General features: G+C 70.9%; 28 protein-coding genes. 23 read left to right on the plus strand and 5 right to left on the minus strand.

From position 1 onward, the window contains the following. The first annotated feature begins 409 nt into the window (after positions 1–409). Positions 410–700: a hypothetical protein gene (locus VEA62_RS13085; RefSeq protein WP_324822529.1), complete on the plus strand. Its 291-nt coding sequence runs from the start codon at positions 410–412 to the stop codon at positions 698–700. On the opposite strand, the gene VEA62_RS13090 is transcribed toward VEA62_RS13085, so the two are convergent. Genes VEA62_RS13090 through VEA62_RS13100 form a run of 3 tightly spaced genes read right to left on the minus strand, consistent with a single transcriptional unit; the run spans position 687 to position 2,817 of the window. Then, positions 687–1,118, minus strand: coding sequence for a hypothetical protein (locus VEA62_RS13090; protein WP_324822532.1), 432 nt, complete (start codon positions 1,116–1,118; stop codon positions 687–689). The genes VEA62_RS13085 and VEA62_RS13090 overlap by 14 nt on opposite strands. Before the next feature lie 13 nt (positions 1,119–1,131). Next, on the minus strand, positions 1,132–1,641 hold the full coding sequence (locus VEA62_RS13095; RefSeq protein WP_324822534.1) for a DUF1993 domain-containing protein: 510 nt from the start codon (positions 1,639–1,641) through the stop codon (positions 1,132–1,134). 48 nt (positions 1,642–1,689) lie between these two features. After that, on the minus strand, positions 1,690–2,817 hold the full coding sequence (locus tag VEA62_RS13100; RefSeq protein WP_324822537.1) for a zinc-dependent alcohol dehydrogenase family protein: 1,128 nt from the start codon (positions 2,815–2,817) through the stop codon (positions 1,690–1,692). A gap of 130 nt (positions 2,818–2,947) precedes the next feature. Here VEA62_RS13100 and VEA62_RS13105 point away from each other — a divergent pair, with 130 nt between their 5' ends. From VEA62_RS13105 to VEA62_RS13115, 3 genes are all read left to right on the plus strand, one after another. Continuing rightward, positions 2,948–3,385, plus strand: a complete 438-nt coding sequence (locus VEA62_RS13105) for a thioesterase family protein (RefSeq protein ID WP_324822539.1) — start codon at positions 2,948–2,950, stop codon at positions 3,383–3,385. 79 nt (positions 3,386–3,464) lie between these two features. Further along, positions 3,465–4,592 (plus strand): energy transducer TonB, encoded by a 1,128-nt coding sequence (locus VEA62_RS13110; RefSeq protein ID WP_324822542.1) that lies wholly within the window; start codon positions 3,465–3,467, stop codon positions 4,590–4,592. 27 nt (positions 4,593–4,619) lie between these two features. Continuing rightward, positions 4,620–5,351, plus strand: a complete 732-nt coding sequence (locus VEA62_RS13115) for a hypothetical protein (RefSeq protein ID WP_324822545.1) — start codon at positions 4,620–4,622, stop codon at positions 5,349–5,351. A 1-nt stretch (position 5,352) separates the two neighbouring features. Here VEA62_RS13115 and VEA62_RS13120 read toward each other — a convergent pair whose 3' ends face one another. Continuing rightward, positions 5,353–5,553, minus strand: a complete 201-nt coding sequence (locus tag VEA62_RS13120) for a hypothetical protein (protein ID WP_324822548.1) — start codon at positions 5,551–5,553, stop codon at positions 5,353–5,355. Positions 5,554–5,676: 123 nt separating this feature from the next. On the opposite strand from VEA62_RS13120, the gene VEA62_RS13125 reads away from it, so the two are divergent. Beyond that, the gene (locus VEA62_RS13125; RefSeq protein ID WP_324822551.1) at positions 5,677–6,450 is read left to right on the plus strand and encodes a YebC/PmpR family DNA-binding transcriptional regulator; all 774 of its coding nucleotides are present in this window, start codon (positions 5,677–5,679) and stop codon (positions 6,448–6,450) included. Between the two features lie 3 nt (positions 6,451–6,453). On the opposite strand, the gene VEA62_RS13130 is transcribed toward VEA62_RS13125, so the two are convergent. Then, the gene (locus tag VEA62_RS13130) at positions 6,454–6,663 is read right to left on the minus strand and encodes a hypothetical protein (RefSeq protein ID WP_324822553.1); all 210 of its coding nucleotides are present in this window, start codon (positions 6,661–6,663) and stop codon (positions 6,454–6,456) included. Between the two features lie 144 nt (positions 6,664–6,807). Between VEA62_RS13130 and VEA62_RS13135 the strand changes: the two genes are divergently transcribed. The 18 genes from VEA62_RS13135 to ftsH all read left to right on the plus strand — a co-directional run bounded on the left by VEA62_RS13135 (position 6,808) and on the right by ftsH (position 22,138). Next, the gene (locus tag VEA62_RS13135; protein ID WP_324822556.1) at positions 6,808–7,506 is read left to right on the plus strand and encodes an MgtC/SapB family protein; all 699 of its coding nucleotides are present in this window, start codon (positions 6,808–6,810) and stop codon (positions 7,504–7,506) included. Between the two features lie 64 nt (positions 7,507–7,570). Further along, positions 7,571–8,260, plus strand: coding sequence for an MgtC/SapB family protein (locus VEA62_RS13140; RefSeq protein WP_324822559.1), 690 nt, complete (start codon positions 7,571–7,573; stop codon positions 8,258–8,260). 72 nt (positions 8,261–8,332) lie between these two features. Further along, a complete protein-coding gene (locus tag VEA62_RS13145) occupies positions 8,333–8,728 on the plus strand; it encodes a cupin domain-containing protein (protein WP_324822562.1) in 396 nt (131 codons plus the stop codon). A 57-nt stretch (positions 8,729–8,785) separates the two neighbouring features. Next, positions 8,786–9,307 carry a crossover junction endodeoxyribonuclease RuvC gene (gene ruvC, locus VEA62_RS13150; protein ID WP_324822565.1) on the plus strand — a complete coding sequence of 174 codons (522 nt, stop codon included), beginning with the start codon at positions 8,786–8,788 and terminating at the stop codon, positions 9,305–9,307. Next, positions 9,304–9,921 carry a Holliday junction branch migration protein RuvA gene (ruvA, locus tag VEA62_RS13155; RefSeq protein WP_324822568.1) on the plus strand — a complete coding sequence of 206 codons (618 nt, stop codon included), beginning with the start codon at positions 9,304–9,306 and terminating at the stop codon, positions 9,919–9,921. The genes ruvC and ruvA overlap by 4 nt, the downstream gene beginning before the upstream one ends. 187 nt (positions 9,922–10,108) lie before the next feature. Then, positions 10,109–11,143 (plus strand): Holliday junction branch migration DNA helicase RuvB, encoded by a 1,035-nt coding sequence (gene ruvB, locus VEA62_RS13160; RefSeq protein WP_324822571.1) that lies wholly within the window; start codon positions 10,109–10,111, stop codon positions 11,141–11,143. 52 nt (positions 11,144–11,195) lie between these two features. Further along, the gene (locus tag VEA62_RS13165; protein WP_324822574.1) at positions 11,196–11,579 is read left to right on the plus strand and encodes a hypothetical protein; all 384 of its coding nucleotides are present in this window, start codon (positions 11,196–11,198) and stop codon (positions 11,577–11,579) included. Next, entirely contained in the window at positions 11,576–12,025 is a 450-nt protein-coding gene (gene ybgC / locus VEA62_RS13170) for a tol-pal system-associated acyl-CoA thioesterase (protein WP_324822576.1), read from the plus strand. The genes VEA62_RS13165 and ybgC overlap by 4 nt, the downstream gene beginning before the upstream one ends. Positions 12,026–12,154: 129 nt before the next feature. Continuing rightward, positions 12,155–12,901, plus strand: a complete 747-nt coding sequence (gene tolQ / locus VEA62_RS13175) for a protein TolQ (protein WP_324822579.1) — start codon at positions 12,155–12,157, stop codon at positions 12,899–12,901. Between the two features lie 2 nt (positions 12,902–12,903). Next, a complete protein-coding gene (locus tag VEA62_RS13180; RefSeq protein WP_324822582.1) occupies positions 12,904–13,365 on the plus strand; it encodes an ExbD/TolR family protein in 462 nt (153 codons plus the stop codon). A 4-nt stretch (positions 13,366–13,369) separates the two neighbouring features. After that, positions 13,370–14,149: a hypothetical protein gene (locus VEA62_RS13185; protein ID WP_324822584.1), complete on the plus strand. Its 780-nt coding sequence runs from the start codon at positions 13,370–13,372 to the stop codon at positions 14,147–14,149. 6 nt (positions 14,150–14,155) lie between these two features. Next, complete coding sequence (locus VEA62_RS13190) at positions 14,156–14,533, plus strand: hypothetical protein (protein ID WP_324822587.1); 378 nt, start codon at positions 14,156–14,158, stop codon at positions 14,531–14,533. A gap of 96 nt (positions 14,534–14,629) precedes the next feature. Then, positions 14,630–16,000: a Tol-Pal system beta propeller repeat protein TolB gene (gene tolB / locus VEA62_RS13195; protein WP_324822589.1), complete on the plus strand. Its 1,371-nt coding sequence runs from the start codon at positions 14,630–14,632 to the stop codon at positions 15,998–16,000. A 124-nt stretch (positions 16,001–16,124) separates the two neighbouring features. Beyond that, entirely contained in the window at positions 16,125–16,679 is a 555-nt protein-coding gene (gene pal, locus VEA62_RS13200; RefSeq protein WP_324822754.1) for a peptidoglycan-associated lipoprotein Pal, read from the plus strand. 115 nt (positions 16,680–16,794) lie between these two features. Further along, positions 16,795–17,901, plus strand: a complete 1,107-nt coding sequence (locus tag VEA62_RS13205) for a DUF3667 domain-containing protein (protein ID WP_324822591.1) — start codon at positions 16,795–16,797, stop codon at positions 17,899–17,901. 40 nt (positions 17,902–17,941) lie between these two features. After that, positions 17,942–18,817, plus strand: a complete 876-nt coding sequence (locus VEA62_RS13210; protein ID WP_324822593.1) for a tol-pal system protein — start codon at positions 17,942–17,944, stop codon at positions 18,815–18,817. A gap of 110 nt (positions 18,818–18,927) precedes the next feature. Beyond that, a complete protein-coding gene (locus VEA62_RS13215) occupies positions 18,928–20,172 on the plus strand; it encodes an ATP-binding protein (protein ID WP_324822595.1) in 1,245 nt (414 codons plus the stop codon). 34 nt (positions 20,173–20,206) lie between these two features. After that, complete coding sequence (gene ftsH / locus VEA62_RS13220) at positions 20,207–22,138, plus strand: ATP-dependent zinc metalloprotease FtsH (RefSeq protein WP_324822597.1); 1,932 nt, start codon at positions 20,207–20,209, stop codon at positions 22,136–22,138. Positions 22,139–22,775 lie beyond the last annotated feature (637 nt).

Below are 22,775 nucleotides of genomic sequence, written 5' to 3' on the forward strand. Positions count from 1 at the left end.
CGATGAAGCCCAGACGATGGAGAGTCCGGGGGTCCTCGAGGGCAGGGATGGATCCTGCCCGCTTGCTCGCCGCGCGCCTTGGGTGCGGTCAGATGGCCTCGCGATGGCGGGGGTATGTCCGTCCCGCCCCGGTTCGTCGCAAGGCGTCCGGGGCGATCCGTCAAAGGCCCGAATGCAGGGCCGCCAGTCGGAGGGCGCGTGGATAACGGCTACGCGGGGCAGCCTGTCTCGTCGAAACGGTACCACTACACCAGCACCGGGCGAGGCCCGGTCGCCCCGCGCCCTCCCCACCTTCCGCGGCTCCCGCCCCGGAAGCCGATCCCCCGTGCCTACTGCCTACTGCCTGTTGCCTGATGCCTGTTGCCTGTTGCCTGTTGCCTCCCCCAGTCCCCAACCCCCGGAGCCCCCGATGAAACCCCGCCGCCCCGCCCGCCAGCGCCGCCGCGACGCCTTCTACCGCGCCGTCCAGTGCATCCGCCTCGACCGCATCGCCGCCGGCACGCTCGAGCCGCGCTTCGACCGCGAGCACTATTTCCTCTGGACGCTGAACGCGCGGGGGCGGGCCGACTACGCCGACTTCATCGTCCCCGGCCTGCTGTTCATGGCCGAATACACCGCCGGGGAAACGGAGGCGGCCGACGACGCGGCGGCGACGCCCGCGCTCCCGCCGCCGGGGGCCGGCGCGATCACCGCTTCCTGAACCGCCCCGCCTCGGCCTTCAGACTCGCCCCCCAGTCGGTCGCCGGGTGATCCGGCTCGGGGACGAAGGGCAGCGAGCCCGCCACGCCGCGGGCGGCCAGGGCCAGGGGCAGGGCGAACAAGGGCAGCAGGCGCAGGGGCTTGCGGCGTTTGTCCGCGACGTCCCAGCCCTCGGCCTCGAAGGCCTCGGCCAGGTCGGCGGGGGACCGGCGATGCAGGTCGCGCAGATGGTCGGGCCAGTCGGCGGGCAGGGGGATTTCGGCGGCCTCGGCCGGGGTCAGGCCGAAGGCGGCGCGGGCCACGGCGTCGACCTCGGGATGGTCGTCGATCAGGTCGGGATCGGCGAGGCGCGGCTTCATCAGCGCCTTCAGCTCCAGATCGTCGACGCCGGGCAGGTCGATCAGGCGGCGCAGGGTCATGGCGCGGCGGCCCTTACGCCGGGGCGCCGAGGAAGTCGCGCTTGCCCAGCGGCACGCCGGCGCCGCGCAGCAGGCCGTAGGCCGTGGTCAGGTGGAAGAAGAAGTTGGGCAGGGCGAAACCGATGACATAGGCCTGACCCTTGAACGGCCATTCGCCGCCGGGGAATTTCAGCACCACCTCGCGGTCCTCCTGCCCGTCGATCGCCTCCCTCGGGACCGAGCCGATCCAGGCCAGGGTGGAGGCGATGCGGGCCTGCAGCTCGGCGATGGTGGTCTCGGTGTCCTCGTTGACCGGGGCCTCGACGCCGGACAGGCGGGCGACGCACAGCTTGGGCCCGTCGCAGGCGATCTGCACCTGTTTGGCCAGCGGGTGCATGTCGTCGATCAGCCGCCGGGCCAGCAGGGCCTCCGGGCTCTGGCCGGTCTCCGCGGCGTGGGCGGCGGCCTTGTCCAGCAGGGCCGACAGGGCCTTGAGGCTGCGGGTGAAGACGGGGACCGTCAGGTCGTACAGTTCGGTGGCCATGGCGGTCTCTCCTCGCGGGTCGGTTACGGCCCCGCTTCTGGCACGGCGCTACGGGAAGGTCACCACCGTCCTGACCGCCGCCCCGTCGGCGAGGGCGTCGAAGGCGGCGTTGATCCGCTCCAGCGGGATGGTCCCGGTCAGCAGCCGGTCCACCGGCAGCCGCCCCTCGCGGAACAGGCGGACGAAGCGGGGGATGTCGCGGCTGGGCACGCAGGTCCCGATGTACGACCCCTTCAGCGTCCGCTCCTCGGCGACCAGCTGGACCACATTGACGGCCAGGGCGGCCTCGGGCGGCGGCAGGCCGGCGGTGACCGTGGTCCCGCCCCGCCGCGTCATCCGCCACGCCGCCTCCAGCGCCCTGACGCCGCCGGCCATCTCGAACACGAAGTCGGCCCCGCCGCCGGTCAGGGCCCTGACCTGCTCCACGGCGTCCGGGTCCGCCGCATTGACTGTCCTGACCGGGCCGAGGCTGCGCGCCAGCGCCAGCTTCTCCTCGCTCAGGTCCACCGCCGCCACCGGGCTCGCCCCACTGGCCAGCGCCCCCAGCACCGACGACAGCCCGACCCCGCCGAGGCCCACCACCGCCACCGACTGCCCGGCCCTGACCTTCGCCGTATTGACCACCGCCCCGACGCCCGTCAGCACCGCGCAGCCGAACAGGGCGGCGTGCTCGAACGGGAGGTCGGCGTCGACCTTCACCAGCGAGCGCCGCGACACCACCGCATGGCCCGCGAAGGCCGAGCAGCCGAGATGATGATGCAGCTCGCCGCCCTCGCCGTGCAGCCGCACCCCGCCGCCCAGCAGCTCGCCCCGGCCATTGGCCGCGGCCCCCGGCTCGCACAGGGCCGGCCGCCCTCCGGCGCAGGGATCGCAGTGGCCGCAGCTGGGCATGAAGACCATGACCACGTGGTCGCCCACGGCCAGGTCGCCGACGCCGGGGCCCAGCGCCTCGACCACGCCGGCGGCCTCGTGGCCCAGCGCCATGGGCATCGGCCGCGGCCGGTCGCCATTGATGACCGAGAGGTCGGAGTGGCACAGCCCCGCCGCCCTGATGGCCACCATCACCTCGCCCGGCCCGGGCGGATCGAGCGTCACCGTCTCCAGCGACAGCGGGCGGCTGTCGGCGTAGGGGCGGGCGGCGCCCATGCTGCGGAGAATGGCGGCGGTCGTCTTCATGCCGGCGAGGCTAGGCGCTTGACGCCGCGTCCGCCAAGCCCAAGGCTCGCCAATGAAGCGCGCGCCAGACGCGCTCAAGCAGCGAGCGACCGCGTCGCGAGCGGTAGCGCACCAACAAGGGGAGAGCTTAATGACCGGGACCATCGAGCGGACCAAGCGCGGCGACTACCGTCGCTTCCAGGCCATCTCGACGCGCTGGATGGACAACGACGTCTACGGCCACGTCAACAACGTCGTCTACTACTCGTGGTTCGACACGGCGGTGAACCGGCTGCTGGTCGTCAACGGCCTGCTCGACATCCACCATGGCAAGGTCATCGGCCTGGTCGCCGAGACCGGCTGCCGCTATTTCGCGCCGACCGCCTTCCCGGACGAGATCCAGGCCGGCGTCCGTGTCGCCCACGTCGGCACCTCCTCGGTCCGCTACGAGATCGGCCTGTTCCGCAACAACGAGGACGAGGCCGCCGCCGTCGGCCATTTCGTCCACGTCTACGTCGACCGCGACACCAAGCGCCCGGTCGCGGTGGACGACAAGATGCGAGGCTTCCTGGAGAGCCTGAAGACCTGAGCCGTCGGCGCCCGAAACGCGCAATGCGTGTTGACGCTCTCCCGGTCCACCTGACATAGCTTTGCCGGGGGAGTGCAGAATGATCATTCGAAACGCCACGCTCCTGGCTGTGGCGGTCGTGTCCGCCGCCAGCCTGGGCGGCTGTGCAGACCGTGAAGGAACCGCCGGCGTCGAGGCCGCCGGAGACGAGGCCCCGGCGCTGGACGCCGGAGCGGCGCAGGCGGCGCTGGCGATGATCGCCCAGGATCTTAATGCCCCCCTCGCCGAGGTGCAGGCCCTGCTCGCGAGCGCGGCGGAGGACGGCGACATCCGCGCCCACGAGCTGACGCTGTACACGCCGGAGGGCTCGCTTCCCCTCGACTGGTGGGTCTGGAACAAGGGGCTCGTTCGCCTGGCGGAGGAGCCGGGCTACGGACCCTATATCGGACTGTCGGAGAAGGGCTCCCGCTTCCTCGGACTCGACGCCGCCGCCTGGCTGAAGCCGTCGCTGGTCGGGTCGCCGCGCATGGAATGCCGCTCCGCCGGGAGCGCGACGAGCGCGGCCTGCAGCGCCGAGGTCGCCTATGCGACGGCCGTTGGACCTGGAATCGACCTGGGCGCGATCGACCTGCCTCAGGCCAACGCCCATCTCGAAGCGGTGTTCGCGCCGGGCCAAGGCTGGTCCGTCAGCCGTCTCTCCACCGACGGCCCGACTCCCTCCGCCATGGTCCGCGCCGCCCTGTTCGGCACGGCCGACGATCGGACCGCGGCGCGCGCCCAGTATTCGACGTCGCTGACGGCCGCGCTCGAGCGGCAGGCGGCCGCGTCGCGGTCGGCCGACGCTCCGGCGCCCGCCGGCCCGGCCTATGCCGCCCCCGCCGCCACCGTCGCCCCGCCGAGCACGGCGTCGAAGCCGGCCGCCCCGGCGGCGGCGGCCCGCACGATCGTCAACGCCAGCTACTCCCGCCAGCCCACGAACGAAGAGTTGACGACCGTCTTCCCGGCGCAGGCGCTCCGGGACGGGATCTCGGGCCGCTCCACCATGAGCTGCATCGTGCTCGTCAGCGGGCGGCTGGACGGTTGCGCCGCCACCGCCGAGACCCCGGCCGGCTACCGCTTCGGCCAGGCGGCTGTCGCGGCGTCGCGCTTCTTTCGGATGAACCCGCGGACGGAAGACGGGACCCCGGTGGCGTCGCGGGTCAGCCTCTCGATCATTTGGACACCCTAGGCCCGAGGGCCTCTCTGGACATCACCCATGCTTAATCGGCTTGAATCCCTCTATCTGAACATCCTACGGGTCGTGATCCTGGTGCTCGCGACCATCCTGCTGGTCGTGGCCGTGATCGGCGCCGCGGTCGCGGGGCCGATGCTGCTGTCATCCTTCGGCGGCGGCGAGACCAACGCCGCGCGCATGGTCAAGGATGACCGGCTGGCGGACTATCTGGGTCAGGGGACCAGCCGAGGCGCGTCGGTCGGGGCCGAGGAGGCCGCCGAATTGGAGGATGCCGCGCGACAGTCGGACCGTCGCCTCCGCGAGGCCGCCGCCAACATCAGCCGCTATGTGCAGGCGAAACAGGGGTACAGCCCGATCGTCGCCGCCGTCACCGGCTATATCCAGGATCGCGCGGACAGCCTGCCCGCCAGCCTGTTCGACCGCTACGCTGACAGCATCCTGAGACTCTCCAAGGACCTCGCCGCCGCCCCCGCCACGGCCGCGCCGATCGACGTCGACCAGCTGATCGACTGGCATTTCGGCCAGTTCGCGAGCGCCGCGGAAGCGGCCCAGCAGCGCGACGCGGCGCGGGCCATGGAAGAGGCGACCCGGCGCGGAACCGCCATGGCCGCCGGCGCGGCGGCGGTTAGCTTCTTCATGATGTTCCTCCTGCTCGTCTTCGTCTTCGTGCTGGTCAAGATCGAGCGGAACCTGCGCCGCCTTCCGGTCTTGGTGGAGCGGGTGGGGGAGGGGCCGACCCCGGTCCAGCCCTAGATCAGTCGTCCAGCCGGCCCATCAGGGCCAGGGCGCCGACGGCGGTCAGCACGCCGAGGGCGAAGGCGGCGACGATGGCGCCGGTGGCGACGGCGGCCGGCACCGTGACCGGGCGGGCCTCGTACCATTCGACGATGTCGGCCTCCTCGAGGTCCTCGTCCGAATAGAGGTCGGCGTCCTGAATGGTGTCTTCGGCGGTCATGGCGGGCTCCGGCGGGGTCTGTCCGGAAATGCCCGGCGAAGCTGGCGGTTCCTGCCCGTGACAGCCGCCCCGCCATCGGCTAGATGCGCGGCTCACTTTTCGCCAGACCCAGAACACATCCTCATGGCCGGCCATTCCAAGTTCAAGAACATCATGCACCGCAAGGGCCGCGCCGATGCGCAGCGGTCCAAGCTGTTCTCCAAGCTGTCGCGCGACATCACCGTGGCCGCCAAGTCCGGCCTGCCGGACCCGGCCATGAACCCGCGCCTGCGCCTGGCGGTGAACAACGCCAAGGCCGAGAGCCTGCCCAAGGACGTCATCCAGCGCGCCATCAACAAGGCCTCCAGCGGCGACGCCGATACGATGGAGGAGATCCGCTACGAAGGCCGCGGGCCGGGCGGCGTCGGCATCATCGTCGAGGCCCTGACCGACAACCGCAACCGCGCCGGCTCCAACATCCGCGCCGCCTTCTCCAAGAACGGCGGGGCCCTGGGCGAGATGAACTCGGTCGCCTTCATGTGGGACCGGGTGGGCCAGATCATCTACCCGGCCGAGGCCGGCACCGAGGACGAGGTCATGGAGGCGGCCATCGAGGCCGGCGCCCAGGACGTCGAGAGCGACCTGGTCAAGCCTGACATCTACGAGGACGCGCCGGGCCACACCATCTGGACGAAGTTCGAGGACCTCAACGAGGTCGCCGACGCCATGTCGAAGGTGCTGGGCGACCCGAAGTCCACGGCGCTTGTCTGGAAGCCGCAGTCCGAGGTGCCGGTCACCGGCGAGGCGGTCGGAACCCTGATGAAGCTGCTCGATGCGCTCGACGCCGAGGACGATGTGCAGAACGTCTATTCGAACGAGGACATCTCGGACGAGGACCTGGCGAAATACGCCGGCTGACGCTCAGCGGGCGAAGCTGCGCAACTCGTCTGTGACCCAGCCGTCCGGATTGCGCAGGGGCCGGCCGGGACGGCGCAGCCGGATCAGCCCGTGCAGGGCCTCGGTCAGGTCGACCAGCTGATCTTCCGACAATTCGACGGCGGCGCGCAGAACCTCGGCCCGAAGCTCGTCATAGGCCTGCGGCGGCAGGCGCCGTTCCACTGGATGCCCCATGCCAGGCCTCCGCCATGCGCAGCACGCGGCCGCGACCGACTGTAACCTCGCAGCGCGCGTCGGGTTCCCGACTCGATGCGCCGTCTCCCGGACGGACCGGCAGGGCGGGGGGAACGGCGCGGTCGCCACGCCCGTTGGCGCGTTATGGACCTGGCCTCGCTTCCGGACTTCGCCCTGCCCCTGCTCGCCGCCGTGCTGGCGGGGGGGCTGATCGGTTTCGAACGCGAGTGGCGCGGACGAGCCGCCGGGTTCAGGACCCACATCCTCGTCTGCCTCGCCTCCTGTCTGCTGATGGAGGCGGCGGTGTCGCAGGGCGCTTGGCGGTTCGCCGCCCTGCCCGGGACCGAGATCGTCAGCGACCCCACCCGGATGGCGCACGGGGTGCTGACCGGCATCGGCTTCCTCTGCGCCGGCGTGATATTCCGCGCCGGATTCTCGATTCACGGCCTGACCACGGCGGCGTCGCTGTGGATCACGGCGGCCATCGGCCTGCTTCTGGGGGCGGGGCTCTTCGAGCTCGCGGCGACGGGGACCGTGCTCACCGTCGTCATCCTGGCGGCGCTCCGGCTGGTCAGCGTGCGATTGCCGCAGCAGACCATCGTCGACGCGGCCGTGGTCTGGCGACGGGACGCGCCGGGTGCGGAGGAGGCGGTCGAGGCCGCCATCGGCGAGATCGGCGGGTCGCCCGGCGGCGACCGGTACGAACTGCTCGACGGAGGAGAGTCCGTGCGGCGGACCTTCCGGCTGAGGGCGGTCGGCGACGAAAGCCTCAAGGCCCTGGCGAGCCGCCTGCGCGCCCTCGAGGGCGTCACCGGCTACCGTCTCGACCCCCGTGACGACTGACGCCGCTTGCCCGGCCGGCGGAGACGGGCCTAGGTTGAGGATTCGTCAGTTTGCGGAGTGAATCTTGATAGATTGGGATCTGGTCTGGCCGGTCGCCGCGGCCATGACGGCGGGAGGGCTGATCGGGGTCGAACGCACCTATCACGGGCATCCGGCGGGGTTCAGGACCCACATTCTCGTCTGTTTGACCAGCTGCCTGCTGATGCTCGCGGCGATGCACCAGGCGACCTGGGAGTTCCTCGCCCTGCCGGGCCAGACGGTGGTCATCGATCCCACCCGGATGTCGCACGGCCTCCTGACCGGCATCGGCTTCCTGTGCGCCGGCGTCATCTTCCGCGAGGGCTTCTCGGTGCACGGCCTGACCACGGCGGCGTCGCTGTGGGTCACCTCGGCGATCGGAGTCCTCTACGGCGTGGGCATGCTGAATCTGGCCCTGATCGGCTCCGGCGCCACCCTCGCCGTCCTGGCCGTGCTGCGGCTGCTCGACGCCAAGCTGCCGCACGTCGGGGTCATGGACGTGACGCTGCGCTGGAAGCAAGGGGCGGCGCCCAGCGAGGCGGCGCTGCGCGACATGCTGCGCGCGCGGGGACTCCGCGCCGTGCGCATCGGCCACGTAATGAGCCCCGACTGCCTGATCCACGAGCACCTGCTCAAGGTGAAGGGCCCCATGCCCATTGACGCCGACGCCCTGGTCGCCGAGCTGTGCGGACGCGAAGGCCTGGCCGGCTTCTCGGTGCTGCCCCGCGACGAATAGGCCGCAGCGGGCGCTTGACCCGCCGCCTCGTCATCCCGATTTGCGGCTCTCCCCGCCGAAGGAAGGATCGCCATGCAAGGCTTTGTCGCCAACATCGAAGACCTGACCGTCAGGAACACCGACTTCCGGCGCGTGCTCTACACCGGCAAATATCTGCAGCTGGTGCTGATGACCCTCCAGCCGGGTGAGGAGATCGGCGCCGAGGTCCACGAGGACCACGACCAGTTCTTCCGCATCGAGAGCGGCTCGGGCGAGGTGTCGATCGACGGCAAGCGCACGCCGGTCAAGGACGACGACGCCATCATCGTTCCCGCGGGCGCCCGGCACAATGTCGTCAATACCGGCGACGCGCCGCTGATGCTCTACACCCTCTATGGCCCGCCCGAGCACCGCGACGGCGTGGTCCGCGCCACCAAGGCCGAGGCCGACGCCTCCGAAGAGCATTTCGACGGCAAGACCACCGAATAGGCTCGCGCGCACGCCGGTCATTGTCCGCTAACCCTCTTTGCGGCATGACTGGAACGGATGGCGAACACCTTGATTCCAGATGGGGCGACCCGGATACTCGGTCTCGACCCCGGCCTGCGCCGCACCGGATGGGGCGTGGTGGCGGCCGAGGGCTCGCGCCTGCGCTGGATCGCTCACGGCGTCGTCGCCCCGCCGGAGACCGCCCCGTTCAGCGAGCGCCTGCTCCATCTGCTTGACGCGATCGGCGAGATCTGCGCCGCCCACGCCTGCGACGAGGCGGCCATCGAGGAGGTCTTCGTCAACATGAACCCGGCCTCGACGCTCAAGCTCGGCCACGCCCGCGCCGCCGTCATGCTGGCCCCGGCCCGCCACGGGCTCAGCGTCGCCGAATATTCGCCCAATCTGATCAAGAAGGCGGTGGTCGGCGCCGGCCACGCCGACAAGACCCAGATCGCCTTCATGGTGAAGCGGCTCCTGCCCACGGCCGGCGATGTGAAGGCCGACGCCGCCGACGCCCTCGCCGTCGCCATCACCCACGCCCAGCTGCGCAAGCGGGCCCTGCTCGCGGGTGCGGCATGATCGGCCGGCTCAGAGGCGTGCTGGCCGAGGTCGAGCCCGACCACTGCCTGATCGACTGCGCCGGCGTGGGCTATGTCGTCTTCTGCGGCGCCCGCACCCTGCAGCGCCTGCCCGCGCCCGGCGACGAGGCCACCCTGCAGATCGACTCGACCTTCAACGCCGAGAGCGGCCCGCGCCTCTACGGCTTCCTGTCCCGCGACGAGCGCCGCGCCTTCCGCACCCTGACCGACATCCAGGGCGTTGGCCCCAAGGCCGCCCTGTCGGTGCTCGACGTCCTCCCCCCCGGGGAGCTCGCCGCCGCCGTGGCCCGCGAGGACAAGGCCGCCGTGGCCCGCGCCAACGGCGTCGGCCCCAAACTGGCCCTGCGCATCGTCACCGAGCTGAAGGGCAAGCCGCTGGGCGACACCTCCTTCACCCCCTCCGCGCCCGGCGTCCACGCCGAGGTCGCTCCGCCCGCGCCCAGCCTCACCGGCGAGGCCGTCTCGGCCCTGCTCGGCCTCGGCGTCGCCGAGGTCAACGCCCGCCGCGCCGTCGACCAGGCCCTGATCCGGCTCGGCGAAGACGCCGACCTGTCGGCCGTCATCCGCGCGGCGTTGCAGGAGCTGGGGCGTTGAGGGGCTCAGTTCTTGCCCTTCTCCCCTTGCGGGAGAAGGTGGCCCGCGCAGCGGGTCGGATGAGGGGTCGCACCGCCGTCACCCCACACGGCCCTGTCCTCCCGCCCGCGAGGCCCCGTCGACCCCTCATCCGTAATGCTTCGCATGCCACCTTCTCCCGCAAGGGGAGAAGGGAAGGGATGCTCCCATGACCGACGACCGCATCATCTCCCCCGAACCCGCCCCCGGCGAAACCTACGACCGCGCCCTGCGGCCCCAGACCCTGTCCGAGTTCGTCGGCCAGGAGCAGGCCAGGGGCAATCTGAAGGTCTTCATCGACGCCGCCCGCGCCCGCAACGAGGCGCTCGACCACGTCCTGCTGTTCGGCCCGCCCGGCCTGGGCAAGACCACCCTGGCCCAGATCGTCTCGCGCGAGCTCGGCGTCGGCTTCCGCGCCACCTCCGGCCCGATCCTCGCCAAGGCCGGCGACCTCGCCGCCATCCTGACCAATCTCGAACCGCGCGACGTCCTCTTCATCGACGAGATCCACCGCCTCGCCCCGGCGGTCGAGGAGATCCTCTATCCGGCCATGGAGGACCACGTCCTCGACCTGATCATCGGCGAGGGCCCCTCCGCCCGCTCGGTGCGCATCGACCTGGCCCCTTTCACCCTCGTCGGCGCCACGACCCGCGCCGGCCTGCTGGCCACGCCGCTGCGCGACCGCTTCGGCATCCCGCTGCGGCTGGAGTTCTACACCCCGGACGAGCTGGTGCGCGTGATCATGGGCGCGGCCCGCAAGATGGGCGCCCCGATCGCCGAGGACGGCGCCCGCGAGATCGCCTCCCGTTCCCGCGGCACCCCTCGAGTCGCCGGCCGCCTGCTGCGCCGCGTCCGCGACTTCGCCACCGCCGAGGGCGCCGCCTCTATCGACCGGCTCGCCGCCGCCCGCGCGCTCAGCCGGCTCGAGATCGACGAGGCCGGCCTCGACGCCAACGACCGCCGCTTCCTCAAGGCCCTGATCGAGAACTACGGCGGCGGTCCCGTCGGCATGGACACCCTCGCCGCCGCCATCGCCGAGGCCCGCGACGCGGTCGAGGACGTCATCGAGCCCTACCTCCTCCAGCAGGGTTTCATCCAGCGCACCCCCCGCGGCCGCATGGCCTGCGCCCGCGCCTACAGCCATCTCGGCCTGACCGAACCGCCGCGCGTCCCCGAGCAGGGCGGCCTGTTCGGGGGCAAGTAGCCCTTCACCCGGCTCGCGAACCCCGGCATGCTTGGCCGCGAACGGAGGACGCATGGCGCCACGGAGGATCAGGGTCGAGCGGTTGATCGCGGTGCTGGGCGCCGCGGTGCTGATCCTCGGCGGCCTGCTGCTCTGGCTCGTCACCCGCAGCGGCGGCATCGGCGGCGGCGAACCCTCGGTCGAGGAGCGGGCGGGGGCCCAGCTACGCGAGCACGTCGGGCCGAACGCCGTCGTCCGCTACACCGAACGCGGCCGCCGCCGGGCCGTCTGCGGCTACGTCTCGACCGACGGCCAGCTGGTCGTCTTCATCTCGCGCCCCAACCGCATCCTGCTGGAAACCGATCCGCTCAAGGCCGAGTTCGACGAGATGCTGCGCGACGTCTGCCCCGGCTTCCTGACCCGCGCCCCGGCCGCGGGCGGAGGCGCGCGCCCATGATCGACCGCCCCACCGCCGGCCGCTTCGAGGGGCGCGAGCACCGCCTGCCGGTCCGCGTCTACTACGAGGACACCGACTTCACCGGCCTGGTCTACCACGGCAATTACGTCCGCTATTTCGAGCGCGGACGGTCCGACGCCCTGCGCCTGATGGGGATCGGCCACGCCGAACTGCTGGACGGCGACCAGCCCATGGCCTTTGTGGTGACGAAGATGCAGCTGGACTTCCTCAGGCCCGCCCGCATCGACGAGGAACTCGTCGTCCGCACCCGCTACGAGGCGATCAAGGGGCCCCGGCTGCTGATCTCGCAGGTCATCACGCGCGGGGACGAAACCCTGTGCCGCGCCGCCGTCGAGGTGGTCTGCATCCACATGGACGGACGCCCTCGCCGCCCGACGGCCGCCTTGCGCGACAAGGTCGGACCGTGGCTGACGGGCGAACCCTGACCACATTGCGAACCTGTCACGTGCAGTCAGTCGACGGTGTGGCTAGACCTCGCTAGATCCGGCTGAATCGCCACATATCCGCCACGCCCGTCCGGTGCACAGGACACACGGACGAATGAGGACGACCGAATGACCATCGCCGCCGAAGCATCGATGATGCTGAACCCCGTGGACCTGTTCATGAAGGCCGATCTGGTGGTCAAGGCCATCATGGTCGGCCTCGGGGTCGCCTCGCTGTGGTCGTGGGCCGTGATCATCGACAAGGCGGTCCGCTTCATCTCGCTGAACAGCCAGGCCACGGCGTTCGAGCGTGCGGTCGGCTCCGGCCGCTCGCTCGAGGAAGTCGCCTCCCAGGCCGGGCCCGACCCGGCGCACCCGCTGCCGCGCATGCTGATCATCGCCCTGACCGACTGGCGCGAGGCGCGCACGCGCGGGCCGCTGACCGAGGGGCAGGGCAATTTGCTGATGGCGCGCATCGACCGCGCTCTGGACAGCCTGATCGCGCGCGAGGGCCAGAGGGTCGAGGGCGGGCTGGGCGTGCTGTCGGTGGTCGCCACCTCGTCGCCCTTCATCGGCCTGTTCGGCACCGTCTGGGGCATCATGAACGCCTTCGGGGCCATCGCCGCCTCGGGCAACACCAACCTCGCGACCGTGGCGCCGGCCATTTCGGAGGCCCTGTTCGCCACCGCCCTGGGTCTGGCCGCGGCCATCCCGGCCTATATCGCCTACAACAAATTCTCCATCGACGCGGGCAAGTTCACCGGCCGTCTGGAGAGTTTCGCCGACGACCTGCAGGCCGCCGTCGCGCGCCGCCTCGGCGCCCCGTCCAGCCCGTCGCCGCAGCCCGCGGCCGACTACAGCCGCCGGGAGCTCTGAGCATGGCTCTCGGAGGCGGTGGCGGCGCGGGCGGACACGTCCGGGGCCGCAGACGGGCCCGCAAGCGGCCCCTCAGCGAGATCAACGTCACGCCGCTGGTCGATGTGATGCTGGTGCTGCTGATCATCTTCATGATCTCGGCCCCGCTGCTGACCACCGGCGTGGAGGTCGAGCTGCCAAAGACCGAGGCGAGCGCCGTCGACGTCACCGATCAGCCGGTGACCGTTTCGATCGACCGCGACGGGGCCATCTTCGTGGGCGAGAGCGGCGTCGACTGGAACGATCTCGTGGCTCGGGTGGCCCGCGAGGGCGGCGCCGAGGCCCGCGACAAGCCGGTCTTCGTGCGCGCCGACGGCCGCGCGCCCTACCAGGCCGTGGCCCGCGTCATGGCCCGGCTCTCCGCCGCCGGCTTCACCAGGCTGAACCTGATCACCGACACCTCCGCTCCGGCCGAGGGAGGCTGATCCCTTGGAGCGTCCCGCCCCGGCCCTGATCGGATCCGTGCTCGTCCATGCGGCGGTCATCGGCGCGGTGCTGTTCGCCATGATGTTCGACGGCGGCCGGCCGCCGCCGCAGATCGTCAATGCGGTGCCGGTCTCGATCGTCTCCAGCGAAATCGTGCTCGGCGGCCCGGCCGACGCACCTTCCGAGGAGCCGGCGGTGGACGCCGCCGCCGCGCCGCCTGTCGAGGCGCCGGAGCCCCCGCCGCCGACGCCGACGCCGGTCCCCACGCCGCGCCCGCCCGAGCGGACGGTGGCGCCCCGGCCCACCCCGCGCCCGACCCCGCCGCCGCCGCCCGCCAACCCGCCGCCGGCGAAGAAGCGCGAGACGCCCCGCCCTCGCGAGGAGACGCTCGACCTCGGCAAGCTCGCCGCCGAGCGCCGCAACAACTCGCCCCGGCGGGACACGCGGCCTCCGTCCGGCCAGCAGTCCAGCGGCACGGCCGGCCAGACCAGCGGCCCGGTGATCACGGCGATGTTCGAGCAGGTCTACCCGAACTGGACGCCGCCCTGTCAGACGCCGGGCGCGGAGGATCTGCGCATCCAGATGGATGTGACCCTCGACGCCCGAGGCCGCATCACCGACGGGCCGACCCTCGTCGGGGCTCGCAACGAGTCCGTCTGGCGGGCCGTCGCGGCGGGGGCGATGCAGGCGGTGGTGCGCACCGCTCCCTTCGACGTGCCGCCGGGCTTTACGGGAGGCGAGTACCGGGCGACCTTCCTGACCCGGCGGATGTGTGGAGGCTGATCCGGCATGATTCTCGCCCTGACCGCGTCACTGGCCCTCGCCGGGCAGGCGGCGCCGCCAGCCCAGGCCTCCGAAGAGCAGCAGGTCCAGGCCGCCGCCGACTTCGGGCAGGTCTATCGAAACTGGACCGTCCATTGCTCCATCCCGGGCATTCGGGAGATGCGCATCTCCTTCGATGTTGAGCTGGACGCCAACGGCGCGATCGTCGGGCAGCCGGTGCTCGTCCGTCCCCGGAACACGCCGGCGTACCAGGCGGCGGCCCACGGCGCGCGACAGGCCCTGCTGGCCTCCGCGCCCTTCGATGTCCCGGAGGGGTATCAGGGCGGCCGCTATCGCCCGACCTTCCTTCCGGGGCGGGTGTGCCCGGAAGCTGACGAAGACTGATCAGGCCCGAAAGTCGCCCCATTCACGGCCATGCTGCTTCCTCACGAACGGTCCGGTGATAAGGATCGGCGAACGTCTGACTTGCGGGAGCTATCGATGCCTCTGAACCGACTTCTGGCCGGTGTCGCCATTCTGGCCATGACGGCGAGCGCCGTGACGGCGCAGACGCCCCCCGCCCAGCCCGGCCAGACGGGTCCCCAGGAAGTCATCATCGACCAGGGCGTGCTGCGCCCGTTCCAGATCGCGGTGGTCGATTTCAACGGCGAGAACGGCTCCGACCTCGCCAGCGTGATCCGCGCCGACCTGCGCCGCTCCGGCTATTTCGAGCCGCTGGACCCGGCCAGCTTCGTCGAGACCGGCCTGACCCTGGCCAACGCCCCGAACTTCCCGCAGTGGACCTCGATCGGGGCCCAGGCCGTGCTCTACGGGTCGGTCACCCCGCGGCCCGACAACCGCTACGATTTCGGCTTCCGCCTCTACGATCCGTACCGCCAGTGCCAGCTGGCCTCCTACCGCTTCACCGCCACGCTCGAGCAGTCGCGCCGCATCGGCCACAAGATCGCCGACCTGGTCTATCAGCGCATGACCGGCGAGGCCGGATTCTTCGACAGCCGCGTGCTGTTCGTGTCGGAGAGCGGCACCCAGCTGAACCGCCTTTCGCGCCTCGCCATCTCCGACCAGGACGGCTTCAATCCCGTCTACCTGACCCAGGGCGACGAGATCATCATGTCGCCGCGCTTCTCGCTGAACGATCCCAACGAGATCACCTACGTCGCGCTCGGCAAGGACTACAGCCGCATCTACCTGTTCAACCTGTCGACCGGGCGGCGGGAGTCGCTGGGCGAGTTCGACGGCCAGGTGCTGGCCCCGCGCTTCTCGAACGACGGCTCCAAGATGGCCTTCTCGATCATCCGGGGCGGCAACACCGACGTCTATGTGATGGACCTGGCCAGCCGGCAGGTGCGCCGCCTGACCAACGACCCGGCCATCGACACTTCGCCCTCGTTCAGCCCGGACAACAGCCAGATCGTCTTCACCTCGGACCGCTCCGGTTCGGCGCGACTGTACGTCATGCGCGCCGACGGTACCGGCCAGCGCCCGATCTCGCGCGGGGGCGGCATCTACACCGCCCCGAACTGGAGCCCGCGCGGCGACCTGATCGCCTTCACCAAACAGGGCGGCGGCCGCTTCTCGACCGGGGTGATGAACCCCGACGGCACCGGCGAACGCATCCTGTCGTCCAGCTATTTCGAGGAGGGGCCGTCGTGGGCTCCGAACGGCCGCTACATCATGTTCGCGCGCCAGTCGCCGGGCGGCGACACCCGGCTGTGGACCGTCGACCTGTCCGGCCGGGTGATCAACCAGGCCGGCTACAACGGCCGGGGCTCCGACCCCGCCTGGTCCCCGCTCCTCGACGAACAGCCGACCAACGTCGGAGGCGGTGGCCCGGACAGCTGTTCAACCTGAATGCGAGCGGAGCCTTTGGGCTCAATTCCGCGTTATCGCGGCTGGCGAAATCGCTGGCGCGACAGTACCCCGTGATTATAGCAAAGCTGGAGGCCGAGGCCTCGCACCAAGGAGACGATCGATGATGAAGACCTCGACCCTCGTCCGTCTGGCCGCCGTGGGCGTCGCCGTGACGGCCATCGCCGCCTGCACCCCGCGCCGCCCGGTCGACACCGGCGCCGGCGACGCCCCGGCCCCTTCGACGGGCCCGCAGTATCCGACCGCCCCGAGCGGTCCGGTCGACGGCGGCAACCTGGGTTCCGCCGCGCCTGGCTCCGAACAGGACTTCGTCGTCAACATCGGCGATCGCGTCTATTTCGACCTCGACAGCTATGAGATCCGTCCCGACGCCTACCCGCGCATGGACGCCCAGGCCGCCTGGCTGCAGCGCTATCCGCAGGTCACCGTCCGCATCGAGGGCAATGCCGACGAGCGCGGCACGCGCGAATACAACCTCGCCCTCGGGGCCCGCCGCGCCGAGTCGGTGCGCACCTACCTGGTCCAGCGCGGCGTCTCGGCCTCGCGTATCGACACCATCAGCTACGGCAAGGAACGGCCGATCGCCGCCGGCTCCAACGAGGAAGCCTGGGCCCGCAACCGCAACGCCCATACGGCCATCGTCAGCGGCGCCACGCGCTGATCGGGCTCCGTCGTCGAACGTCAGGAGGGGCGGCCGTTTCAGCGGCCGCCCCTTTCCTTTTGACCGGCGCGGGGCGGCGCCGCTAGATCGGGCCAGGCGGACAGGGGAAACGGGCATGGACATCGACGCGGCGGGCGGCGCGGCCTCGGCCGGGATTCTGGCGGGGGCCATTGAGCGGCCGACCGGCCACGCCGGCGACGCCGAGGGCAATTGCACCGACTGCGGCCAGCCGGTGGAGGGCAAGTTCTGCTCCAACTGCGGGCAGCCCACCCATGTGCACCGCTCGCTCCTGCACCTCGGCGAGGAGATGCTTCACGGCGTGCTGCATTTCGACGCCCGCATCTGGCGCACCCTGCCGCTGCTGGCCGTCAATCCGGGCCGGTTGACGCGCGAATGGGTCCAGGGCCGGCGCACCCGCTATGTCTCGCCGCTGGCGATGTTCCTGTTCACCGTCTTCCTGATGTTCTTCGTGTTCAGCTTCTCGGGGGGTCTGGAGCCCGACGTGAACACCACGATGTCGCCGGCCGAGCGGACCGCTCTGATGGAGGATCTCGAGGCGGCCCGGGCGGAACTGGCCGAGGATCTCAGGGCCTCCGAAGCGCAGCCCGGATCGAACGCCCTCAAGCTGACGGCGCGGGCGCAGGAAACCACGGTCAGCATGCTGGAGACGCGGCTCGGCCTCTCGTCCGGCTCCGCCGCGCAGCGCACCGACGGCTTCGTGCCCGGTAGCTGGCAGGCGCAGGTCCACGACGCCGTCGCCTCGGGCGAGATAAAGGTCAGTCTCGGCAACGAGCACCTGAACAAGACGGTGACCAAGAAGCTGCTCAACCCCGACCTGGCGATCTACAAGATTCAGCAGACCGCCTATAAATTCAGCTTCCTGCTGATCCCGATCTCGATTCCCTTCGTCGCCCTGCTGTTCCTGTGGCGGCGGGGCTTCACCCTCTACGACCATGGCGTCTTCGTGCTGTATTCGCTGACCGCCATGTCCATCCTGATGATGGTGATCTCCCTGTTCGGCCCCTTGTGGAGCGGGTTCGCCGTCGCCGGGGCCCTGCTGTTCGCCTTCGGTGTGCCGGCGCACATGTTCGCCCAGCTGAAGGGCGCCTACGGCCTGTCGTGGTTCTCGGCGGCGTGGCGGACCCTCTTCCTGCTGATGTTCGCCAGCATCGCCTTCAGCCTGTTTATTCTGGCCATCATCCTGCTGGGGCTGACCGGATGACGCCTTGCGGCGGCCTCAAATCGGTGGGACGAAAACAACCATGCTGAAGCTGCCCCCCGCCCTCCGCTCCCGGAACGCCCTCGTCGCCGTGCTGGGCGTCGTCCTGGTCGCCGGCACGACCACGGTCGTGGCCCAGACCGCCCCCATGGAGCCGATCCAGTGGGACAGGCGCAGCCTTGAGCGGCTGGACCGCAACGTGCGCCGCCTCGAGCGCGCCCTGACCCAGCGCAACGCCGCCGGCCAGCCGGTCATCATGGAGCCGGAGCCCGAGGTCGTGGCCCTGACCGGCCGCGTCACCATCATGGATCGCCGCCTCAACGACCTCGAGGCCACGCTGCAACGGGTCAATGGCGACCTCGAGCGGCTGACTTTCCAGCTGGACGAGACGACCCGGGACAACGCCGCCCTGGGCGCCCGCCTGCGCGACGCCGAGACCCGCCTGCGCGACATCGCGGCCGCGGCCGAGCGGGAGGCGGAGCTCAACGCCCCGATCAGCTCGACCTCTCCGACCGGCGACCCGGCCCGCGATCTGGCCGCCGCCGTGCGGCTGGCCGCCTCCGACCCGGCCATGGGCGACCGCGCCCTGCAGACCGTGACCCTCGCCTGGCCCGATACGCCGCAGGCCCGCGAGGCCAGCGCCCGCCTCGGCGACCTGCGCGTCTCCGCCGGCGACAGCGCCGGGGCCGTCGCCTATTACGCGGCGGCGCTTGAGGGCTGGCCGACCACGCCCTGGGCCGCGGCCACGGTGCTGGAGCTGGCCACGGCGCTGAACGCCAACGACCGCAAGACCCAGGCCTGCACCGCCCTCGGCGACTTCGACCGGCGCTACGCCGCAGGGGCCAGCGCCGCGGTGCGCGCCCGGGCGGCCGCCCTGCGCACCGAGTTCGCCTGCCCGGCGGCCCGGAGAGCCGGCTGAGCCTCACCGCCCCCGCCTGGATCGAGCGGATCCGCGAACGGCTGACCGCGCGGCTCGCGCAGACTACGGACCGGCCTGTCGCCCTGGCCCTGTCCGGCGGCGGCGATTCCATGGCGCTGCTGGCCGTCGCCTGCGACTGGGCCCGCGACCACGGGCGGCCCCTGCTGGCCCTGACGGTCGATCACGGACTCGATCGCGACAGCGCCCGCTGGACCGCCTTCGCCAGGGAGGCCGCCCGCGCCGCCGGGGCTGACTGGCGAGGCCTGTCGTGGACCGGCCCGAAGCCGGCGGCCGGCCTGCCCGCCGCGGCCCGCGCCGCCCGCCACCGGCTGATCGCCGACGCCGCCCGGGATGCGGGCGCCCGCGTCGTCCTCTTCGCCCACACCGCCGGCGACGTGGCCGAGGGCGAGCTGATGCGGACGGCGGGCTCGAGTCTCGGCCGCCTGCGCGACTGGTCGCCGTCCCCCGCCTGGCCCGAGGGCAGGGGCTTGATGCTGCTGCGGCCGATGCTCGATGTCGGCCGGGCGGAGCTGCGGGCGTGGCTGAAAGGGCAGGGGTCCGGCTGGGTCGACGACCCGGCCAACGACGACCCGAGATACGCCCGTGCCCGCGCTCGTGCTTCCCTTCTCCCATCGGGAGAAGGAGGGGCCCGCGCCGTCAGGCGTGGGAGGATGAGGGGGTACGGTGCAAGCTCTCCCGGCGCCGTATCCCCTCACCCTCCCGCTCGCCGGTCGGCGAGCGGGCCCCTCCCTCTCCCGATGGGAGAGGGATATTTCAGCATCGATCGCGCCGTCTCCGCCCGCACCCTGGCCGCCGCCCTCGTCTGCGCCGGCGGCGGCGACCGCCCCCCGCGCGGTGATCGCCTCCAGCGCCTTCTCACCCGTCTCGAGGCCGGCGAGACCTTCACCGCCACACTGTGCGGGGCCCGCCTGGACGCCGGACCCGATCAAGTCCTCGTGATCCGCGAGCCCGGCGAGTTCATCCGCCGCCCCGCGCCGCCCCTGCTTCTTGCGCCCGGCGTCGAGACCGTCTGGGACGGACGCTGGTCCTTCACCGCCGCGGAGCCGGGATGGGGGGTCGCCCCCGCCGCCGGCCGGATGGCCGCGCTGTCGAGGGCCGACCGCGGCCGGCTGAACGACTTGCCGTCGGCGGCCCGGGGCGGCCGGCCTGTGCTGATCCGGAACGGCGCGGCTGCCCCGGTTCTTGCAGACGCCGCCGTGACCGCGCGCTCGCTGGTCGAAGAGAGACTGGCGCTCGCACTGGACCGAATGACGCACGAGATGGAGCTGGAGCCGCGCGCGCATGGCGCTACGCCCCGGAACCACCTATTTTCTGGCACTGACTTAGGCGAATAGGGGAGCGCGCCGCGCTTCCAGGGATCGAACAAGAATGAATCTTCGCAATCTGGCCATTCTCGGCGCCGTCATCCTGGGCGCGCTCGCCTTCTATGTGGCTGTGGACCGGGGCAGCGGCGCGATCGCCACGCCCGGGCAGAAGGCCGCCTCCGCGCGTCCGCAGGAGATGACCTATTCCCAGCTGCTCGCGGCTCGCGACGCCAGGGACATCAAGGCGGTCGAGGTCAAGAACGAGACCCTGACCCTCCAGATGAAGGACGACCGCAAATACACCGTCGTCACTCCGGTGCCGAACGGCGACCTGATCGAGAGCCTTCAGGCCTCCGGCGCCCAGATCAATGTCAAGAACACCCGCCAGTCGATCTGGGTCAGCGCCCTGATCGGCCTGCTGCCGTTCGTGCTGATCATCGGCCTGTGGGTCCTGATCATGCGTCAGATGCAGGGCGGGGCGCGCGGCGCCATGGGCTTCGGCAAGTCCAAGGCCAAGCTGCTGACCGAGCACAAGGGCCGCAAGACCTTCGATGACGTCGCCGGCGTCGACGAGGCCAAGGAGGAGCTGCAGGAGGTCGTCGACTTCCTCAAGGACCCGGCCAAATTCCAGAAGCTGGGCGGCAAGATCCCCAAGGGCGCCCTGCTGGTCGGCCCTCCCGGCACCGGCAAGACCCTGCTGGCCCGCGCCGTCGCGGGCGAGGCGGGCGTGCCCTTCTTCTCCATCTCGGGCTCGGACTTCGTTGAGATGTTCGTCGGCGTCGGCGCCAGCCGCGTCCGCGACATGTTCGAACAGGCCAAGAAGAACGCCCCCTGCATCATCTTCATCGACGAGATCGACGCCGTCGGGCGTCACCGCGGCGCCGGACTCGGCGGCGGCAACGACGAGCGCGAGCAGACCCTCAACCAGCTGCTGGTCGAGATGGACGGCTTCGAGTCCAACGAGGGCATCATCCTGATCGCCGCCACCAACCGGCCCGACGTGCTCGACCCGGCCCTGCTGCGTCCCGGCCGCTTCGACCGCCAGGTCGTGGTGCCCAATCCCGACGTCAACGGCCGCGAGAAGATCCTCCGCGTGCACATGAAGGACGTGCCCCTGGCCGCCGACGTCAACGTCAAGACCATCGCCCGCGGCACCCCCGGCTTCTCCGGCGCCGACCTGGCCAACCTCGTCAACGAGGCGGCCCTGATGGCGGCCCGCAAGGACCGCCGCATGGTCACCCACCGCGACTTCGAGGACGCCAAGGACAAGGTCATGATGGGCGCCGAGCGCAAGTCGATGGCCATGAACGACGAAGAGAAGCGCATGACCGCCTATCACGAGGCCGGCCACGCCATCGTCGCCATGAACGTCAAGATGGCCGATCCGGTGCACAAGGCGACCATCGTTCCGCGCGGCCGCGCCCTCGGCATGGTCATGCAGCTGCCGGAGGGCGACCGCTATTCGACCAGCTTCCAGCAGATGGTCGACCGCATCGCCATCCTCGCCGGCGGCCGCGTGGCCGAGGAGAAGATCTTCGGCAAGGAGAATGTCACGTCGGGCGCCAGTTCCGACATCCAGCAGGCGACCAAGCTGGCCCGGGCCATGGTCACGCGCTGGGGCTTCTCCGACAAGCTCGGCACCGTCGCCTATGGCGAGAACCAGGAGGAGGTCTTCCTCGGCCACTCTGTCGCCCGTAGCCAGAACGTCTCGGAAGAGACCGCCCGGATCATCGACGAAGAGGTCAAGCGCATCGTCACCGAGGGTTGGAATGTCGCCCGCCAGATCCTGACCGACAAGGCCGAGGACCACGAGAAGCTGTCCCAGGCCCTGCTCGAGTACGAGACCCTGTCGGGCCAGGAGATCAAGGATCTGCTGGAGAAGGGCGTCGCTCCGAACCGCGACGAGAGCAACTTCCCCAACTCGGGCCCCTCGGTCTCGGTGCCGATCACCCCGGTCTCGGACGGCGTCGACGTCGAGCAGCCGACGGTCCACTAGGCGCGGCGCCCCCTCGCCGGTCTCCTGTTCCTTTCGTCATCCCGGGCTCTCGCTGCGCTCGCTCCCGGGATGACGAAAGCGGGAATTGCTGCGCTGCAAATCCCGCCTCTGTCTCCATAGTTCGAACAGCCAACCCGCTGATTTCCCGGCGCATCCTCCCCGCGCCAGCGTCACGAACGCGCCCTGGTGAAAACCTCCTGCATACTATTGCCCATCCCGTCGATGGGGGAGGGCGTCGGATCCACGTTCCTCGACGACGGCGGGCTGTGGTCGAGCGATGAAGCCCGGACGATGGAGAGTCCGGGGGTCCTCGAGGGCAGGGATGGATCCTGCCCGCTTGCTCGCCGCGCGCCTTGGGTGCGGTCAGATGGCCCCGCGATGGCGGGGGTATGTCCGTCCCGCCCCGGTTCGTCGCAAGGCGTCCGGGGCGATCCGTCAAAGGCCCGAATGCAGGGCCGCCAGTCGGAGGGCGCGTGGAAAACGGCCGCGCGGGGCAGTCACCTCGTCGAAACGGTAAAACCAGAAACACATCCGGGCGAGGCCCGGCTGTCCCGCACCCTCCCCACCTTGCGCCGGTCCGCCGGCGGAGGACGAACCCCCGCGCCCACTCCCTGTTGCCTGTTGCCTGTTGCCTGTT

The organism is Brevundimonas sp. (genome assembly GCF_035627475.1).
In the GTDB taxonomy this organism is placed as follows: Bacteria; Pseudomonadota; Alphaproteobacteria; order Caulobacterales; family Caulobacteraceae; genus Brevundimonas.

Coding starts and splice junctions, on each gene's coding strand:
- VEA62_RS13085 (WP_324822529.1), top strand. CDS start 410: ATGAAACCCCGCCGCCCCGCCCGCCAGCGCCGCCGCGACGCCTTCTAC.
- VEA62_RS13090 (WP_324822532.1), bottom strand. CDS start 1,118: ATGACCCTGCGCCGCCTGATCGACCTGCCCGGCGTCGACGATCTGGAG.
- VEA62_RS13095 (WP_324822534.1), bottom strand. CDS start 1,641: ATGGCCACCGAACTGTACGACCTGACGGTCCCCGTCTTCACCCGCAGC.
- VEA62_RS13100 (WP_324822537.1), bottom strand. CDS start 2,817: ATGAAGACGACCGCCGCCATTCTCCGCAGCATGGGCGCCGCCCGCCCC.
- VEA62_RS13105 (WP_324822539.1), top strand. CDS start 2,948: ATGACCGGGACCATCGAGCGGACCAAGCGCGGCGACTACCGTCGCTTC.
- VEA62_RS13110 (WP_324822542.1), top strand. CDS start 3,465: ATGATCATTCGAAACGCCACGCTCCTGGCTGTGGCGGTCGTGTCCGCC.
- VEA62_RS13115 (WP_324822545.1), top strand. CDS start 4,620: ATGCTTAATCGGCTTGAATCCCTCTATCTGAACATCCTACGGGTCGTG.
- VEA62_RS13120 (WP_324822548.1), bottom strand. CDS start 5,553: ATGACCGCCGAAGACACCATTCAGGACGCCGACCTCTATTCGGACGAG.
- VEA62_RS13125 (WP_324822551.1), top strand. CDS start 5,677: ATGGCCGGCCATTCCAAGTTCAAGAACATCATGCACCGCAAGGGCCGC.
- VEA62_RS13130 (WP_324822553.1), bottom strand. CDS start 6,663: ATGGGGCATCCAGTGGAACGGCGCCTGCCGCCGCAGGCCTATGACGAG.
- VEA62_RS13135 (WP_324822556.1), top strand. CDS start 6,808: ATGGACCTGGCCTCGCTTCCGGACTTCGCCCTGCCCCTGCTCGCCGCC.
- VEA62_RS13145 (WP_324822562.1), top strand. CDS start 8,333: ATGCAAGGCTTTGTCGCCAACATCGAAGACCTGACCGTCAGGAACACC.
- ruvC (WP_324822565.1), top strand. CDS start 8,786: ATGGCGAACACCTTGATTCCAGATGGGGCGACCCGGATACTCGGTCTC.
- ruvA (WP_324822568.1), top strand. CDS start 9,304: ATGATCGGCCGGCTCAGAGGCGTGCTGGCCGAGGTCGAGCCCGACCAC.
- ruvB (WP_324822571.1), top strand. CDS start 10,109: ATGACCGACGACCGCATCATCTCCCCCGAACCCGCCCCCGGCGAAACC.
- VEA62_RS13165 (WP_324822574.1), top strand. CDS start 11,196: ATGGCGCCACGGAGGATCAGGGTCGAGCGGTTGATCGCGGTGCTGGGC.
- ybgC (WP_324822576.1), top strand. CDS start 11,576: ATGATCGACCGCCCCACCGCCGGCCGCTTCGAGGGGCGCGAGCACCGC.
- tolQ (WP_324822579.1), top strand. CDS start 12,155: ATGACCATCGCCGCCGAAGCATCGATGATGCTGAACCCCGTGGACCTG.
- VEA62_RS13180 (WP_324822582.1), top strand. CDS start 12,904: ATGGCTCTCGGAGGCGGTGGCGGCGCGGGCGGACACGTCCGGGGCCGC.
- VEA62_RS13190 (WP_324822587.1), top strand. CDS start 14,156: ATGATTCTCGCCCTGACCGCGTCACTGGCCCTCGCCGGGCAGGCGGCG.
- tolB (WP_324822589.1), top strand. CDS start 14,630: ATGCCTCTGAACCGACTTCTGGCCGGTGTCGCCATTCTGGCCATGACG.
- pal (WP_324822754.1), top strand. CDS start 16,125: ATGAAGACCTCGACCCTCGTCCGTCTGGCCGCCGTGGGCGTCGCCGTG.
- VEA62_RS13205 (WP_324822591.1), top strand. CDS start 16,795: ATGGACATCGACGCGGCGGGCGGCGCGGCCTCGGCCGGGATTCTGGCG.
- VEA62_RS13210 (WP_324822593.1), top strand. CDS start 17,942: ATGCTGAAGCTGCCCCCCGCCCTCCGCTCCCGGAACGCCCTCGTCGCC.
- VEA62_RS13215 (WP_324822595.1), top strand. CDS start 18,928: ATGGCGCTGCTGGCCGTCGCCTGCGACTGGGCCCGCGACCACGGGCGG.
- ftsH (WP_324822597.1), top strand. CDS start 20,207: ATGAATCTTCGCAATCTGGCCATTCTCGGCGCCGTCATCCTGGGCGCG.